The organism is Gordonia sp. L191 (assembly GCF_030077625.1).
GTDB lineage: Bacteria > Actinomycetota > Actinomycetes > Mycobacteriales > Mycobacteriaceae > Gordonia > Gordonia polyisoprenivorans_A.
In genome coordinates this window covers 4,872,217-4,887,907 of sequence record NZ_CP125996.1, presented here as the reverse complement: position 1 = coordinate 4,887,907, position 15,691 = coordinate 4,872,217, and the positions used below count along the sequence as shown (strand labels likewise).

Annotated in this window: 11 protein-coding genes; all 11 read left to right on the top strand. The window is 66.7% G+C overall.

Translation table 11 applies throughout. From position 1 onward, the window contains the following. Window positions 1-16 precede the first annotated feature (16 nt). A complete protein-coding gene (glf, locus tag QNM97_RS22000) occupies window positions 17-1,240 on the top strand; it encodes a UDP-galactopyranose mutase (RefSeq protein WP_020172669.1) in 1,224 nt (407 codons plus the stop codon). 54 nt (window positions 1,241-1,294) lie between these two features. Beyond that, window positions 1,295-3,241, top strand: a complete 1,947-nt coding sequence (locus QNM97_RS21995) for a glycosyltransferase (RefSeq protein WP_283820323.1) — start codon at window positions 1,295-1,297, stop codon at window positions 3,239-3,241. After that, on the top strand, window positions 3,222-3,959 hold the full coding sequence (locus tag QNM97_RS21990; RefSeq protein WP_283820322.1) for a phosphatase PAP2 family protein: 738 nt from the start codon (window positions 3,222-3,224) through the stop codon (window positions 3,957-3,959). Before QNM97_RS21995 ends, QNM97_RS21990 begins: the two co-directional genes overlap by 20 nt. Next, the gene (locus QNM97_RS21985) at window positions 3,956-4,882 is read left to right on the top strand and encodes a decaprenyl-phosphate phosphoribosyltransferase (protein WP_208793689.1); all 927 of its coding nucleotides are present in this window, start codon (window positions 3,956-3,958) and stop codon (window positions 4,880-4,882) included. Before QNM97_RS21990 ends, QNM97_RS21985 begins: the two co-directional genes overlap by 4 nt. A gap of 52 nt (window positions 4,883-4,934) precedes the next feature. Beyond that, window positions 4,935-7,286, top strand: a complete 2,352-nt coding sequence (locus tag QNM97_RS21980) for an arabinofuranosyltransferase AftB family protein (RefSeq protein WP_283820321.1) — start codon at window positions 4,935-4,937, stop codon at window positions 7,284-7,286. Between the two features lie 335 nt (window positions 7,287-7,621). Further along, window positions 7,622-8,644: an alpha/beta hydrolase gene (locus tag QNM97_RS21975; RefSeq protein WP_208793691.1), complete on the top strand. Its 1,023-nt coding sequence runs from the start codon at window positions 7,622-7,624 to the stop codon at window positions 8,642-8,644. A gap of 387 nt (window positions 8,645-9,031) precedes the next feature. Next, window positions 9,032-10,441: an alpha/beta hydrolase-fold protein gene (locus tag QNM97_RS21970; RefSeq protein ID WP_283823282.1), complete on the top strand. Its 1,410-nt coding sequence runs from the start codon at window positions 9,032-9,034 to the stop codon at window positions 10,439-10,441. 249 nt (window positions 10,442-10,690) lie between these two features. After that, on the top strand, window positions 10,691-11,230 hold the full coding sequence (locus tag QNM97_RS21965) for a DUF732 domain-containing protein (protein WP_338836998.1): 540 nt from the start codon (window positions 10,691-10,693) through the stop codon (window positions 11,228-11,230). 13 nt (window positions 11,231-11,243) lie between these two features. Then, on the top strand, window positions 11,244-12,242 hold the full coding sequence (locus tag QNM97_RS21960) for a cutinase family protein (RefSeq protein ID WP_283820320.1): 999 nt from the start codon (window positions 11,244-11,246) through the stop codon (window positions 12,240-12,242). A gap of 191 nt (window positions 12,243-12,433) precedes the next feature. After that, a complete protein-coding gene (locus QNM97_RS21955; RefSeq protein WP_283820319.1) occupies window positions 12,434-13,447 on the top strand; it encodes an LLM class F420-dependent oxidoreductase in 1,014 nt (337 codons plus the stop codon). A 320-nt stretch (window positions 13,448-13,767) separates the two neighbouring features. Further along, window positions 13,768-15,690: a long-chain-fatty-acid--AMP ligase FadD32 gene (gene fadD32 / locus QNM97_RS21950; RefSeq protein ID WP_208793693.1), complete on the top strand. Its 1,923-nt coding sequence runs from the start codon at window positions 13,768-13,770 to the stop codon at window positions 15,688-15,690. Window position 15,691 lies beyond the last annotated feature (1 nt).

Sequence of the window (15,691 nt, the reverse complement as noted above, 5' to 3'; positions counted from 1 at the left end):
GTTACCCTGAACACCCGTGGCATCCAATACCAGCGCCGATTCGCCCCGCTCCGGCCCCTATGACCTGATCGTCGTCGGCTCCGGATTCTTCGGTCTCACCGTCGCCGAGCGTGCCGCCGCCGAACTGGGTAAACGTGTCCTGGTGATCGAGCGTCGAGGCCATCTCGGCGGCAACGCGTATTCCGAGGCCGAACCGACGACCGGCATCGAGATCCACAAGTACGGTGCGCACCTGTTCCACACCTCCAACCAGAAGGTGTGGGACTACGTCAACCGCTTCACCGACTTCACCGGCTATCAGCACCGCGTGTTCGCGATGCACAACGGTCAGGCCTACCAGTTCCCGATGGGCTTGGGTCTGGTCAGTCAGTTCTTCGGCCGGTACTTCAGCCCCGACGAGGCGCGCGCGCTCATCGCCGAGCAGGCCGCCGAGATCGACACGAAGAACGCGGCGAACTTCGAGGAGAAGGCGATCAGCCTGATCGGACGCCCGCTGTACGAGGCGTTCATCAAGCACTACACCGCCAAGCAGTGGGAGACCGACCCGAAGAACCTCCCGGCCGCCAACATCACCCGGCTGCCGGTGCGCTACACCTTCGACAACCGGTACTTCAACGACACCTATGAGGGCCTCCCCGTCGACGGTTACACCGCGTGGCTGGAGAACATGGCCGCCGACGAGCGCATCGAGGTGCGCCTGGACACCGACTGGTTCGACGTGCGCGACGAGCTGCGTGCGCAGAGCCCCGACGCGCCCGTCGTCTACACCGGCCCACTCGACCGCTACTTCGACTACTCCGCCGGACGCCTCGGCTGGCGCACCCTCGACTTCGAGACCGAGGTGCTGCCCACCGGCGACTTCCAGGGCACCCCGGTGATGAACTACAACGACGCCGACGTGCCCTACACGCGTATCCACGAATTCCGGCACTTCCACCCCGAACGCGACACCTACCCGACCGACAAGACGGTCATCATGCGGGAGTACGGGCGTTTCGCGAAGGACGACGACGAGCCGTACTACCCGATCAACACCCCCGAGGACCGAGAGATGCTCGCGTCCTACCGAGCCCTGGCCAAGACCGAGACCACCGACTCCAAGGTGCTCTTCGGTGGACGGTTGGGCAGCTATCAGTACCTGGACATGCACATGGCCATCGCCAGTGCGCTCACGATGTTCGAGAACACCTTGGCGCCACACCTGCGAGACGGTGCGGCGCTGGTGGGTTCCGACGCGTAGTGCCCGAGCACGACCACCGGCGATGACAGTGCATTCGCAGACCAGAGCGGAGTAATGAGTGTGACCCCTGCCCAACAGGAGAACGTGACCGCGCCGTCGGCGGCCGAACCCGACTCCACGGCGGTCGAACTGCTGCAGCGGGTCATCTTCCCTCGGCCCGGCGAACCCATCGACGTGCGTTCGCTCTACCTCGTCGAATCCGCGAGCAATGCGCGCCGTGCCCACGCCCCGAGCCGCACCTCGGTGATTCTCGGCGCGGAGTCCGAGGTCAGCTTCGAGAGCTACTTCAACGCCTTCGCCGCGGCCTACTGGCGACGCTGGTCGATCCTCACCTCGGTGGTGTTGCGCGTCGAGGTGATCGGCACCTGCCGCGTCGATCTCTACCGCTCCAAGGTCGACGGCTCGCGCATCGGCATCGGTGGCGATCTGGTCCCCATCGACGAAAACGGTCGTGGCACCATCGAATTCGAGCTCGACCTCGGACCGTTCGAGGACGGCGGATGGATCTGGTTCGACGTCACCACCGACACCGAGACCGAAATCGTCTCTGCCGGCTGGTATTCGACGATCCCGGTGCCCAGCGGTCCGGACACCAAACGTGTCACCGTCGGCATCCCGACGTTCAACCGGCCCACCGACGCGGTGAACGCTCTCGCCGCACTCACCTCGGATCCGTTGGTGGACGAGGTGATCGACGCGGTGCTGATGCCCGATCAGGGCACCCGCAAGGTCATCGACGAGCCCGGATACGAGCAAGCCGCTGCGGCACTGGGCGATCGGCTGCACATCTTCGATCAGGGCAACCTCGGTGGTTCCGGTGGCTACTCGCGGATCATGTACGAGGCGTTGCGGCTGACCGACTCCCCCTACGTCCTGTACATGGACGACGACATCGCGATCGAGCCCGACTCGATTCTGCGTGCGTTGGCGATGTCGCGGTTCGCCCGCACCCCCATGCTGGTGGGCGGGCAGATGCTGAACCTTCAGGACCGCAGTCACCTGCACTGCATGGGTGAGGTCATCAACCACCACACCTTCATGTGGACCGCGGCGCCGTTCGTGGAATACGACCACGACTTCGCCGAGTACCCGCTGCGTGACCGGGAGAACTCGAAGAACCTGCACCGCCGGATCGACGTCGAGGGCAACGGCTGGTGGATGTGCATGATCCCGCGTGTCTGCGCCGAGGAGATCGGCCTGCCGATGCCGCTGTTCATCAAGTGGGACGACTGGGAATTCGCTTTGCGCGCAGGCAAGGCCGGATACCCGACGGCAACGGTTCCCGGGATCGCGATCTGGCACATGGCGTGGAGCGACAAGGACGACGCCATCGACTGGCAGGCGTACTTCCACCTGCGCAACCGGCTCGTCGTCGCCGCGATCCACCACGACGGTCCGATCAAGGGCATTCTGCAGTCCATGGTCAAGGCAACCGCCAAACACCTTCTCTGCCTTGAGTATTCGACGGTGGCTATCCAGAACGAGGCGATCCGCGACTTCCTCGCCGGCCCCGACCACATCCGCTCGCTGCTGCCGACCGCGCTGCCGAAGATCGCCGCCATGCGCAAGGAGTACCCGGATGCCGTGGTCCTGCCGTCGGCGACCGAGTTGCCCCGAACCAGTGGTGAGGCGACGCATCTGGGGACGACGGTGCCGAGCAACCCGGTCACCAAGCTGCGGGCGCTGGCCGGGGCGATCGTCAACAACATGCGTCCGGCCGATCCGCGGCATCACGAAGTGCCCCAAGCCAATTACCCGCCGATCGAGGCCCGATGGTTCTCTCTGGGCCGGGTCGACGGCGTCACCGTCACCACCGCCGACGGCCGCGGCGTGGTGTATCGCCAGCGCGACCGCGACAAGATGATCGCCCTCGCGCGTGAATCCGCGGCGCTGGTACGTGAACTCAACGAGAGGTTCCCCGAGTTGACGGAGCGCTACCGCGCCCAACACCGGGACCTGACCAGTAAGGAGAGCTGGGCGCGTGTCTTCGGAATCGACTGATCGGGGCCCATCGCCGGCCGCCACGGCGCAGACCGCGGAGCCGACGGGTGAGGTCGCCGCACTGATCGGTGTCCAGGGTGTGCTGCTCGAGGCGCCCGGCGTCGTGCCCGCCGCCCGTGGTCTCTCACACTTCGGCGAGCACTCCCTCGGCTGGCTGGCGATCAGCGCCGTCGGCTGGGGGCTGGCCGTGCGACGCGACGACGCCACCGCGCAACGCCGCTGGCTCGAGGCCGGCGCGGGGGCCTTCGGCGCACACGCGGCATCGGTGATCATCAAGCGCATCGTCCGGCGCAAGCGCCCACACGATCCGCGGATCCGGGTCGGGGTGTCCACACCGAGCCGACTGAGTTTCCCGTCGTCGCACGCCACCTCGACGACGGCCGCGGCGATCCTCATCGGCCGGGCCGCGGGTTTGCCGCCCTACCTGCTTCCGGCGGTGCTGGTGCCGCCTATGCTCACCTCGCGACTGGTTCTCGGGGTGCATTATCCGAGCGATGTCGCCGCCGGAGCCGCGATCGGCGCACTGAGCGCCGGTGCCGTCGTCGTCGGCGATCAGTTCATCGAGCGTGCCGCCGATACCGCGGCCCGCCACCCGCGATCCACCCGGCTCGCAGGTGCTGCTGCCCGTGTCGGCGCAGTGGCGCTGATGCCGGGGTCGACAGCGCGTCTCCTCGTGGGGCGGGTCGTCGGCGGCAAGTCCACTAAGGAGAAGGCATGAGCGAGGAGCCGATCGAGCACGGAAAGGTCAAGGGCCCGCCCAAGAACCTGGCCACCGGGCTGATCAAGGCCGTCCGGCCACGTCAGTGGGTGAAGAACGTCCTCGTCCTCGCCGCTCCGCTGGCCGCGGGTAGCGATGCCCTGACCAACGCCGGTGCGATGGGACGCGTCGGCCTGGCGTTCATCGCCTTCTGCCTCGTCGCCTCCTGCATCTACCTGGTCAACGACGCGATGGACGTCGAGTCGGACCGCAACCATCCGACCAAGCGATTCCGGCCGATCGCCGCCGGCGTGGTCCCGGTGCCGCTGGCCTACGGCCTCGCAGTGGTGCTGGGCGCGGGATCGATCGGGGTGGCGCTCATCGCCAACTGGCAGACCGCCGTGGTCATCGCGATCTATCTGGTCATCCAGCTCGGTTACTGCTTCGGGCTGAAGAACCAGGCCGTCATCGACATCTGCATCGTCTCGTCAGGCTTCGTGTTGCGCGCCATCGCCGGTGGTGTGGCGGCCGAGATCCGCCTCTCCCAGTGGTTCCTGCTGGTGATGGCCGCGGGTGCGCTGTTCATGGCGGCCGGCAAACGCTACGCCGAGCTGCAGCTCGCCGAGCGCACCGGCGCCAAGATCCGCAAGGCGCTGCAGTACTACACCACCAGCTACCTGCGGTTCGTGTGGACGCTGGCGGCCACGGCCGTCGTCCTCTTCTACGGACTGTGGGCCTTCGACAAGAACTCCGGCCACGACACCAACGTCGCCTACGCCGTGTCGATGGTGCCGTTCACCATCGCGATCCTGCGTTACGCCGTCGACATCGACGGTGGTCAGGCCGGAGAACCCGAGGAGATCGTTCTCGGTGACCGCGTACTGCAGGTCCTGGCGGTGGCCTGGATAGTATGCGTGGGTGTCGCGGTCTATGCAGTCTCCTGATCGAGGGCAGTCTCCTGATCGTGGGCGGTCTCCAGATCACGGGCGAGGGCAGTTGCCCGAGGACGACGCGCCCACCCAGTGGCTGCGCCTGAATCTCGGCGGCGACGAGCCCGACGAGGAGCGCACGGTCGGCGCGAACGAGCGCACGGTCGACGACAACGAGCGCCCGGTCGATGAAGATGAGCGCCCGGTCGATGAAGATGAGCGCACGGTCGACGTAAAGAAGCGCACGGTCGGCGAGAAGAAGCGCACGGTCGACGTGGGCGCGTGGCGCCGTTGGGGTGGCCGCGAGTGGACCGCCGTCATCAGCTTCCTGATCGGTGCCATCACCGTCACCACATTCTTCGCCATCGGCGCGTGGCAGCGGCGTTGGATCGCCGACGACGGACTCATCGTGCTGCGCACCCTGCGCAACCTGTTCGCGGGCAACGGGCCGGTGTTCAACGCCGGGGAGCGGGTGGAGGCCAACACCTCCACGGCGTGGACCTACCTGCTGTGGTTCTGGGCGTGGGTGACCGACGGCCAACTCGAGTACGTCGCCCTGTGGGTGGCGCTGGTGTTGTCGGTGTCGGCGGTACCCATCGCGATGTACGGAACCGCCCGCCTGCTGCGCCGACGCCTCGGTGGGATCACCGGCGACGGGTACACCCTGCTGCTTCCGCTCGGCCCGATCATCTACATCGCGTTGCCGCCGGCACGCGACTTCGCGACCAGTGGCCTGGAGAACGGGCTCTGTATCTTCTGGGCCGCGGTGCTGTGGTGCCTGCTGATCTCCTGGTGTCGGCGCCCGTCCGGGGCCGACGCGACGCGAGCCGGTTCGGCGGCCACGCTGTTCCTCGCCTTCTGGGCCGGACTGGCACCGCTGGTTCGCCCCGAGCTCACGGTCATCGGCGGGATCGCGCTGGTGCTGGTGTTCCTGGCGCCCCAGTCGTGGAAGATGCGTGTCGGCATCGTCGTCGTCGCCGCGATCCTCCCGGTGGGCTACCAGATCTTCCGGATGGGCTACTACGCCCTGTTGGTTCCCAACCCGGCCGTCGCCAAGGATGCCAGCGGCTCCAAGTGGCATCAGGGTTTCCTCTACCTGGCCAACCTCTTCGGGCCCTACACGCTGCTGTTGCCGGTCGTCCTCGCGCTCGTCGCGGGCATCCTGCTCGCCGTCGGGGTGCGCGCACGCAAGCTCAGCCCCACCCGGCCCGAGCCGGCGTCGCAGGCCCCGAGGTCGATGCGTGCCCGGTTGGCCGCGTGGTCGCGGCGTCTGCAGACACCGGGCGCGGTGGTCACCGCGATGGTGCTCGCCGGCTTCATCGTCGGCCTGTACTGGCTGCGTCAGGGCGGCGACTTCATGCACGGCCGCGTCCTGCTGACACCGCTGTTCGTGATGTTGTTGCCGCTCATGGTGATTCCGGTGACCATCCCGGTTCGCGGTGTCGCCGCGGCCTTCCGCCGCACCCGCCGGCCCGCCCCCGCCAACACCGACGGCGCTCCCGCCAACGCCGACAGCGCTCCCGCCGACACCGACGGCGCTCCCGCCAACGCCGACAGCGCTCCCGCCGACACCGACGGCGCTCTCGCTAACGCCGACGGCGCTCCCGCTGACGCCGACGGCGCTCCCGCTGACACCGACGGCGCTCTGCGCGCCCGCCGCACACGCCTGCAACTGGTTGGCTCGACCGTCCTCGCAGCCATGTGGATCACCACCATCGCCTGGGCGGCGATCGTCCACGAGGATGTCCTGCCCAACGCCGGCATCGACATCGGCCGCAGCGGCATCGTCGACGAGCGACGCTTCTACGTCACCAACATGGGCATCGAGAACCCGGTCACCGCCAAGGATTACCTGGACTATCCGCGCATGAAGGCGATGGTCGAGGACATCGCGCAGTATCAGAAGGAGGGCGGTGTGCTGATCGCGTCCTTCGACTACGACCAGTGGTACATCGCCCGCCTGCCCGCCAGCACCCCGCAGGACAAGCGCCATCTGACGGTGTTCTTCCTCAATCTCGGCATGACGAGCATGAATGCGCCGCTCAACGTGCGGGTCATCGACCAGATGGGGCTGGCGTATCCGATCGCCGCGCACACCGAGCGTCTCGACGACGGCCGCATCGGTCACGACAAGGTACTGCCGACCGAGTGGGTGGTCGCCGAAGCCGGAGCGGTTCCGCGGGCTCCGATCCTGCCCGGGTTCCTCGACGAGGACGTCGTCCGTCAGGCGCAGGTGGCCTTGACGTGCCCGGCCACCCGGGATCGGATCGCCTCCTACGAGGCGCCGTGGACGTGGCAGCGGTTCAAGAGCAACCTGATCCAGTCGTTCACGTTCACCGACTATCGCATCGACCGCAACCCCGAATACGAGATCGAGCACTGCGGTTTGACGATGCCTCCGCGTATCCACCCGCGCTGACCGCGGAAGCGCGGACGCTGTGAGGAACCTGCGCGCAGCATCAGAGGAAGTTGCGAGAAATTATCTCGAATCGGTAACGTGCCGCGCAGTGCGACCGATAGACCGACCGTGAGAATGCGGTGGGACCGATCCGTCCGCACCAACCTGAGAGAGCTGTGAGAGACATCACAGAGTTTGTCAGGGTTCGGTGGCTGCAATAGGCTGCCGGGGGTTCCTCGTGTGCAAGAAGCGCGAGGGTTCGGTGTGGGGGATCGGACGTCGCAGAGGTGTAGTCCGGAGTTCGACGCGATGGTGTGACTGCGTCGGAACCGGTGACAGAGGGAGAATGCAGGTCGATGGGTGTAGGTGAACTGAAACCGAAGGCGTCCACGGGACTCAGTGCACGGTTCGTGGCGATCGTTGTCGCCGTGATGACCGTCGCGGGTCTGATCGGAGCAGTGGTCGGAACGGGCCAGGCCGATGCACGCGTCAATGGCACGGGCTTCCGGAAGACCCTCTGGATCGATGCCTGCGGCATGCCCACCAACGGCGCCTTCGGCAACAAGTCCATGGCTCCCGGCAAGGTCCAGGTGCGTACCTGGTTCAAGCCGCAGAACAAGCGCACCGTCATCCTGCTCGACGGCATGCGCGCCCAGTACGACTTCTCCGGCTGGGAGATCAACACCAACGTCCAGGAACTGGTCAATCGCGGCGTCAATGTCGTCGAGCCGATCGGTGGACCGGCCAGCTTCTACACCAACTGGAACGCGCCCAGTAACTTCAACGGCCAGCAGAGCCGCTACATGTGGGAGTGCGTGATCAACAACCGCCTCCCGCAGGCACTCCGGGCCAACGGATTCCAGGGCAAGAACGGCAAGTACGCCATCATGGGCGTGTCGATGGGCGGTAACGCCGCGCTGGTCCTCGCCTCCAAGCGTCGCGACCTCTACTACGCCGCCGGCTCGCTGTCGGGTTACAACTTCCTCAGTGCCCCCGGCATGCACACGATGATCCGTCTGGCGATGCTCGACGTCGCGCCGCAGCCGTGGAACGTCGACGCCATGTGGGGTCCGCCGTGGGACGGCCGCTGGTACGACAACGACCCGTCGCTGCGTATCAACCGCATGCAGGGCCTGAAACTGTTCGTCGGTTCCGGTAACGGACTCTTCGGCAAGTACAACGCGCTGCCGAACGTCTTCGACGACCTGTTCAAGGGTTCGACGCTGGAGTTCCTCGCGTTCACCCAGGCCAAGGCCTTCGAAGGACTCGCCTTCATCAACGGCCTGCCGATCATGAGCTACTACGCCAACGGCACCCACGCCTGGGGCTACTGGCAGGACATGGTCTGGAACGCCTACTCGCGAGGCTTCTTCAACTGATCAACTGAGTTCGACTGATCAACTGAGTTCACGGGACAACCCCGGCCGCCACCACACGGTGTCGGCCGGGGTTGTCTCGTTGGTCCGGCATGACCGGCAATCCACGCAACTCTCATCACAGAAGTCACAAAAATCTCACCCGCCACAGCGTGGCGTCGCGCCAACGCGGGGTGCGACGTGTAAGAAACACCTGAGGCGTAATGACACCAGTGAGATTTCTGTGACTTGAGGGGCCACTGAGTCGACGCGGTCGCCGACCGCGATGCGTCGACCATCAGGGGTGCGAAGGAGCGCGAGGGTATGCGAACAGTGAGTGCGGGGCGAACGAGTGGACCCAAGGCCGCTCGCGGTGCGAAGAGCAGGCGAACGCCACGAGTCGTCATCACAATGGTGGTGGTCGTGCTGGTGGCGCTCGGTTGGGCCCTCATCGGCCAGCAGGACGCCGTCGGCGCCCCGGCGCCGGCCCCGGCCCCGGCGAGTCCGGCGGCGCCTACGGCACCAGCGAGCCCGGCCCCGGCGGCCACCCCCGCGGCCCCGGCGGCCACCCCCGCGGCCTCTCCGGCGCCGACCCAGCCCGCCCGCGTCACCAAGGTGTTCTGGTACACCGACCGTCGCGTCGCGCTCTGGGTGTTCTCCCCGTCGATGAACACCGAGATCCAGGTCCAGATTCTGCTGGCCCGTGACTGGTGGGCCAATCCGACGGCGCGGTTCCCGCAGCTGACCATGCTCGACGGTCTGCGTGCGCAGGACGATCAGAGCGGCTGGGTTCTCAACACCGACGTAGTCGATTTCTACAAGGACAAGAACGTCAACGTCATCCTGCCGATCGGTGGCGAGTCGAGTTTCTACACCGACTGGAAGGAAACCGACAAGGGCAAGAACTACAAGTGGGAGACCTTCCTCATCCACGAGCTCCCACCGATCATCGAGGGTGATTGGCGCTCAACGGATGTGCGTGGCATCGAGGGGCTCTCGATGGGTGGCTCGGCGGCCATGATGCTCGCTGCACGCAACCCCGGGTACTACAAGTTCGCCGCGTCGTTCTCCGGCATCCTGCAGCTGACGTCCTACGGGATGCCGCAGGCCATCCAGTTCGCCCTGCGTGACGGTGGCGGCTACGACGCGATGAAGATGTTCGGCCCGCCCAGCGATCCGGAGTGGAAGGCCCACGACCCGTACCTGCTCGCCGACAAACTGCGGGGCACGAGCCTTTACATCTCGTCGGGCAACGGCATGGTCGGCCCGTACGACAAACCGTCCGACATTCCGATGCTCGCGACCAACTACTCCGGCGTGGGACTCGAGCTGCTCTCCCGGGTCACCTCGCAGCAGTTCGCAATCAAGTTGAACCAGTTGGGAATTCCCGGGCAGGCTGTCTACCGGGCGTCGGGTACCCATACCTGGCCCTACTGGGAATTCGAGATGCATCAGGCATGGCCGCAGGCGGCCGCGGCGCTCGGTCTCAACGGTGACAAGGTGGCCTGCGGGGTCAGCCCGGCGTTCAAGAAGGTCGCCGGCCCGGCTCGGCTCGGAGTGTGCCTGACGCCGGAGTACGGGGTACCCGGCGGGCGTGCCCAGGACTTCGCCGAGGGGCGGATCATCACCGGGCCGAAGGGGCCGCAGGTGGTCGGCGGTGCGATCGGCGGCGCCTACGTCGGCGCGGGCGGACCCGGCGGCAAGCTCGGTCTGCCGACCAGCGGTGAGATGCCGTGGGGTCGCGACGGTGGCAAGACACAGACCTTCGAGCACGGCCGGATCAACTGGTCGCCGAAGGGCGGTGCGCAACTCGCGCGATAGATCCAGCTCACACACGCGGCACCGGACATCGGGTGCCGCGTGTGTGCGTCCTGAGATCTCACTGTGGAATCGCAATGTTTGCGCAGGTGAGGTGGCTCCGGTGACGAATGATGTCCGTCTTGTTGGGTAGCCTTGCTGGCGGTTGGGACAAACCACCACATGTGTGTACGTGGTCACCGGCGCGGCCCGGTCGAGCCAGGGGTCGGAGGGTTCGAGGCGGCATCGGTGATGCGTGACGAGGAAGAGATGATGACGAAGTTCTTGAGGCTGGGTGTGCTGATGACCGGCGTGGCGTTCGCGCTGGGATCACTGGCGGCGTGTTCCGACGATTCCACGGCGAGCGCCCCGATCACCAGCAATCCGGTCACCACGACGTCGCTGTACTCCGCGCCGTCGAGTGCCTCGGCGTCGAGCACGCCGGAATCCGGCCAGGCCTCGGTCGGCGCCACCTCGACCACCGGCGGGTCCGCGTTGCCGGCCACCACGCCCGGTTCGGCGGCGCCGGCATCGGGACAACTCACCGCGCCCGACGGAGCGCCGCTCGACGACAAGGCCAAGCGATACCTGCAGGCCCTGCGCAGCCAGAACGTCACGCTGCTCGGTGACACCGACAACGGTGTCGCGCTCTCGCTGGCCACCTACGTCTGCGACGCGCAGAAGAAGAACACCGACCCGGTGACCACCAAGGCGTACGTCACCGCACTGGTCGCGCCCGGCACCCAGAACACCGCGGAGGCCAATGCCAAGGCCGACAAGGTGATCAAGGCCGCCCAGGACAACTATTGCTAGCGGCAACCGACCTGTGAACGCCCGGAAGAAACGCTCACGGACCTCACGTGCGCTGCGCCTGCTGATGCTCGCGGTCGCACTGATCGCCGTCATCGCGATCGTGCTGATCGTGATCTGGATCAAGGGCATCGTCGAGGGCCCGCCGGCACCGCCGCGCGGTGGTGGCCCATCGACGACGACGCCACCGAACCGACCGGAGGCCCAGCCCGCCGACTGCGCCGACGTGTTGACGCTGGTGATCCCGGGCACCTGGGAGTCCACGCCGAACGACGACCCGCTGAACCCGACGTCCAAGCCGGCATCGTTGCTGCTGCGCGTCTCCAAGGCGATCAAGAGTGAATTCCCCGAGTCGCGCACCGAGGTCTACACGGTGCCCTACATCGCCGAGTTCCGGAATCCCGCGAACCTCAACGATCGGCAGAGCAGCTACAACGACTCGCGTACCCAGGGCTACAAGCGTGCCGCGGGCAAGATCATCTCCACCCACGAGCACTGCCCGCTGACGCGCTACGTCATCGTCGGTTTCTCGCAGGGTGCGGTCATCGGCGGCGACCTCGCCTCGGCGATCGGCAACGGTCGTGGGAACGTCCTGCCGCAGGCCGACGCCGACCTCGTCCTCGGGGTCGGACTCATCGCCGACGGTCGCCGTCAGCCCGGCGATCAGCGTGACATCGGGCCCAACCCGCCCGGCGTCGGTGCCGAGATCGCGCTCGCGGGTATGGGGTCGCTGGTGCCGGGGACCACGATGACCGGCCCGCGTCCCGGTGGCTTCGGGGATCTCCAGAGCAAGGTCGTATCCATTTGTGCCCCAGGCGATCTCATCTGCGACGCACCGACGGCGTCGAATCCGTTGAGTGCCGTGAGCCAACTGGCGAGCGCGATCAACAACCCGGTGCACGCGATGTATGCGACGCCGCGGTACTGGTCTCTTGACGGCGCGACCGCGACCCAGTGGATGCGCGGCTGGGTCAACGGACTCATCGACGAGGCCCCGCGTCCGGCGCACAACTGAGCGCCCACGTCGCGGCGTCGCGTGCTGCGGCGTGTCTGGGAAGGCGCTGAGCGGGGACCGATCCGTTTGGGCGGCGCCGACCTGCTGCATTAACGTTGTGGGCTGGCTCGGCGGTGTCCTGCGGAATGGGGACGCCCCGCACGGCCACGAGAGCTCATGACGACGCCGCGAACGCGACGAGGAGAACCACAATGACCCAGGGCGAGACCACCGGGACCGGTGGCGGCGAGACCACGCTGCGCGCGTTCCGGTTCGGCGCCGGTGGTGAGGGCAACAAGGACGAGGGCGGTGCCCGCAAGTTCGTGAAGTTGGCCCAGACCGCCGAGGAATACGGATACGACACCTTCGCCGTACCCGATCACCTCGGCAACCAGGTCGGCCCGCTGGCTGCTCTGGGAGCGCTGAGCCAGGCCACCGACCGCATCCGGCTGGCGACGTCGGTGCTCGCGAACGGCTTCCGGCATCCGGCGCTGTTGGCCAAGGAGGCCAACACCATCGACGTCCTGAGCAAGGGCCGCCTGGAACTCGGGATCGGTGCGGGCTGGCTCAAGGAGGAGTTCGACAAGGCGGGCATCGAGTTCGAATCCCCGGGTGTGCGCATCCGGCGGCTCGATGAATCGTTGACGATCCTCGACAAGCTCATGCGCGGGGAGACCGTCGACTTCGACGGCGAGTTCTACCAGATCAAGGGGCTCGAGGGCAGCCCGCGACCGCGTCAGGGGCCGCGCCCGCCGATCGCCGTCGGCGGTGGCGGACCCAAGATGCTCGCCCTGGCCGCCAAGCACGCCGACATCATCTCCGTGGCGCCGGGCACCACCCCCGACGGGCGGATGAAGCTGTCGGACATGACCATCGAGAAGACCGCCGAGCGGGTCGACCGCATCCGGCAGGCCGCGGGCGACCGGTTCGCCGAGATCGAGCTCAACTGGACGATCGCGGTCATCGTCATCACCGACGACCGGCAGTCCACTGCAGAGATGGCGCTCAAGGCACTCGAGCAGGGGTATCCGCCGAACATCGAACGCGACACCGAGTTCACCGTCGACGACGTGCTGAACTCGCCGTACATCGCAATCGGATCGTTCGAGGAGATCGCCGAGCAGATCCGCGAGGTGCGGCGGCGCACCTCGATGTCCTACGTCGGGGTGTTCCCGACGCAGATGGATGCCTTCGCGCCGGTCATTTCGCTCCTCAAGGGAGAGTAAAGTGTGTCCTCGGTCCGGGGGCAGGAAGCCGCACGACAACCGCCGGTGAAAGGCTGCTGCAGTGGAGTGATCGCACTGCGGTGGAGTCAAGGTGGACATGACGATCACGAAGTGAGTGAAAGGGTTGGGAAGTGTCGTGCGACCGCGACCGACGCGGTCCACGGACGAATGGGTACCGACACGACCACCGGTGCACGGCAAGGAACGACCCGAGGGTCACACTGAACCGAGCAGCGCGGTCGGGCGCCGCGGGGTGTGCCACGAGGTACGCACGATATGCCCAAATGGGGGCAGGAACGTGGGGGCCACAGGAGTAATGAATGCTGAAGACTGAATTTGAGCAGTTCCTCGACGAGAACGGTCAGCTGCACTTCACCGAGGACGCGACACTCGTCGACTACGTCGAGCGCAACGTCCGCGATGCCGCCGACACACTCGCCTACCGCTACATCGACTACAGCCGGGAGCGCGAGGGCGAACGTCAGGATCTCACCTGGGCACAGTTCGGCAAGCGACTCCGTGCAGTGGCGGCACGGCTGCAACAGGTCACCAAACACGGCGACCGCGTCGCCATTCTCGCCCCGCAATCGCTCGAATACGTGATCGGCTTCTTCGCCGCGCTGTACGCGAGCAACGTCGCGGTTCCGCTGTTCAGCCCCGACGAGCCCGGTCACACCGACCGGTTGACCGCGGTGCTCTCCGACTGCGAGCCGACCGCGATTCTCACCTCCACCAAATCCGCCGAAGCGGTGCGCAACTTCTTCGCCGACCGCCCGGCCAAGGAACGTCCCCGCGTCATCGCCGTCGACGCCGTGCCCGACTCGGTCGGCTCGAGCTGGGTCGCACCCATCGCCGGCAAGGACCACAACAAGGACACCGTCGCCTACCTGCAATACACATCGGGCTCGACGCGCGTACCCGCAGGTGTGGAGATCACCTACCAGGCGGTGGCCGCCAACGTCCTGCAGATCTACGACTGCATCGAGATCGACCGCAACGCCCGCGGCGTCACCTGGCTACCGATGTTTCACGACATGGGCCTGCTCACGGTGATCCTGCCCGCTCTCGGCGGCAAGTACATCACGATCATGAGCCCGCAGGCCTTCGTGCGCAGGCCCGGCCGGTGGATCCGTGAACTCGCCGCCGACGACGACAACGCACCCACCTACGCCGCCGCCCCCAACTTCGCCTACGAGCACGCCGCCGCCCGCGGCCTGCCGAAGGAAGGGGAGAAGCTCGACCTCTCCAACGTCATCGGCCTGATCAACGGCTCCGAACCGGTGACCGTCAGCTCGATGAAGAAATTCAACGAGGCATTCGGCCCGTACGGACTGCCCAAGACCGCGATCAAGCCGTGCTACGGCATGGCCGAGGCCACCCTGTTCGTGTCGGCCACCCAACGTGACAACGAGGCCAAGGTCATCTACGTCGACCGCGAAGAACTCAACGCCGGCCGGATGAAGGTCATCGACTCCGACGCGCCCAACGCCGTCGCCCAGGTCTCCTGTGGACAGGTCGCGCTCAGCCAGTGGGCCGCGATCGTCGACGCCGCCGAATACGACGAGAACGGTGTGGGCATCGAGAAGGCCGACGGGGAGGTCGGCGAGATCTGGCTGCACGGCCTCAACATCGGCGCCGGCTACTGGAACAAACCGCAGGAAACCAAGGACACCTTCGAGAACACCATCACCACCCCGCTCGCGCAGAACAGCCACACCGACGGCGCCCCCGCCGACGCCACCTGGATGCGCACCGGCGACTACGGTGTGTGGCTCGACGGTGAGCTCTACATCACCGGCCGCGTCAAGGACCTGGTGATCGTCGACGGCCGCAACCACTACCCGCAGGACCTCGAATTCAGTGCGCAAGAAGCCAGTCCGGCCCTGCGCCCCGGATTCGTCGCGGCCTTCGCGGTCCCGGCCAACGAACTGCCCAAGGTGGTCTTCGAACAATCCACCAGCGGACTGACCTTCGACCCCGACGACGCCTCCGAGCAACTCGTGATCGTCGCCGAGCGCGGACCGGGCAAACGCCACGACCCGCAAGAAGTCGCCGACACCGTGCGCGCCGCCATCGCCGGACGCCACGGCGTCATGGCCCGCGACATCCTGCTCGTCCCCGCCGGGTCCATCCCACGCACCTCCAGCGGCAAGATCGCCCGCCGCGCGACCAAGGCCGCCTACATCGACGGCAGCCTGCGAGGTGGGTACAAGCAGACGGCCTTCCCAGATGCGGGCGTGTAGC

Bases quoted from the DNA above. Each gene is read 5' to 3' on its own strand.
- QNM97_RS21985 (WP_208793689.1), top strand. From the start codon at position 3,956: ATGAGCGAGGAGCCGATCGAGCACGGAAAGGTCAAGGGCCCGCCCAAG.
- QNM97_RS21995 (WP_283820323.1), top strand. From the start codon at position 1,295: ATGAGTGTGACCCCTGCCCAACAGGAGAACGTGACCGCGCCGTCGGCG.
- QNM97_RS21955 (WP_283820319.1), top strand. From the start codon at position 12,434: ATGACCCAGGGCGAGACCACCGGGACCGGTGGCGGCGAGACCACGCTG.
- QNM97_RS21970 (WP_283823282.1), top strand. From the start codon at position 9,032: ATGGTGGTGGTCGTGCTGGTGGCGCTCGGTTGGGCCCTCATCGGCCAG.
- fadD32 (WP_208793693.1), top strand. From the start codon at position 13,768: ATGCTGAAGACTGAATTTGAGCAGTTCCTCGACGAGAACGGTCAGCTG.
- QNM97_RS21975 (WP_208793691.1), top strand. From the start codon at position 7,622: ATGGGTGTAGGTGAACTGAAACCGAAGGCGTCCACGGGACTCAGTGCA.
- QNM97_RS21965 (WP_338836998.1), top strand. From the start codon at position 10,691: ATGACGAAGTTCTTGAGGCTGGGTGTGCTGATGACCGGCGTGGCGTTC.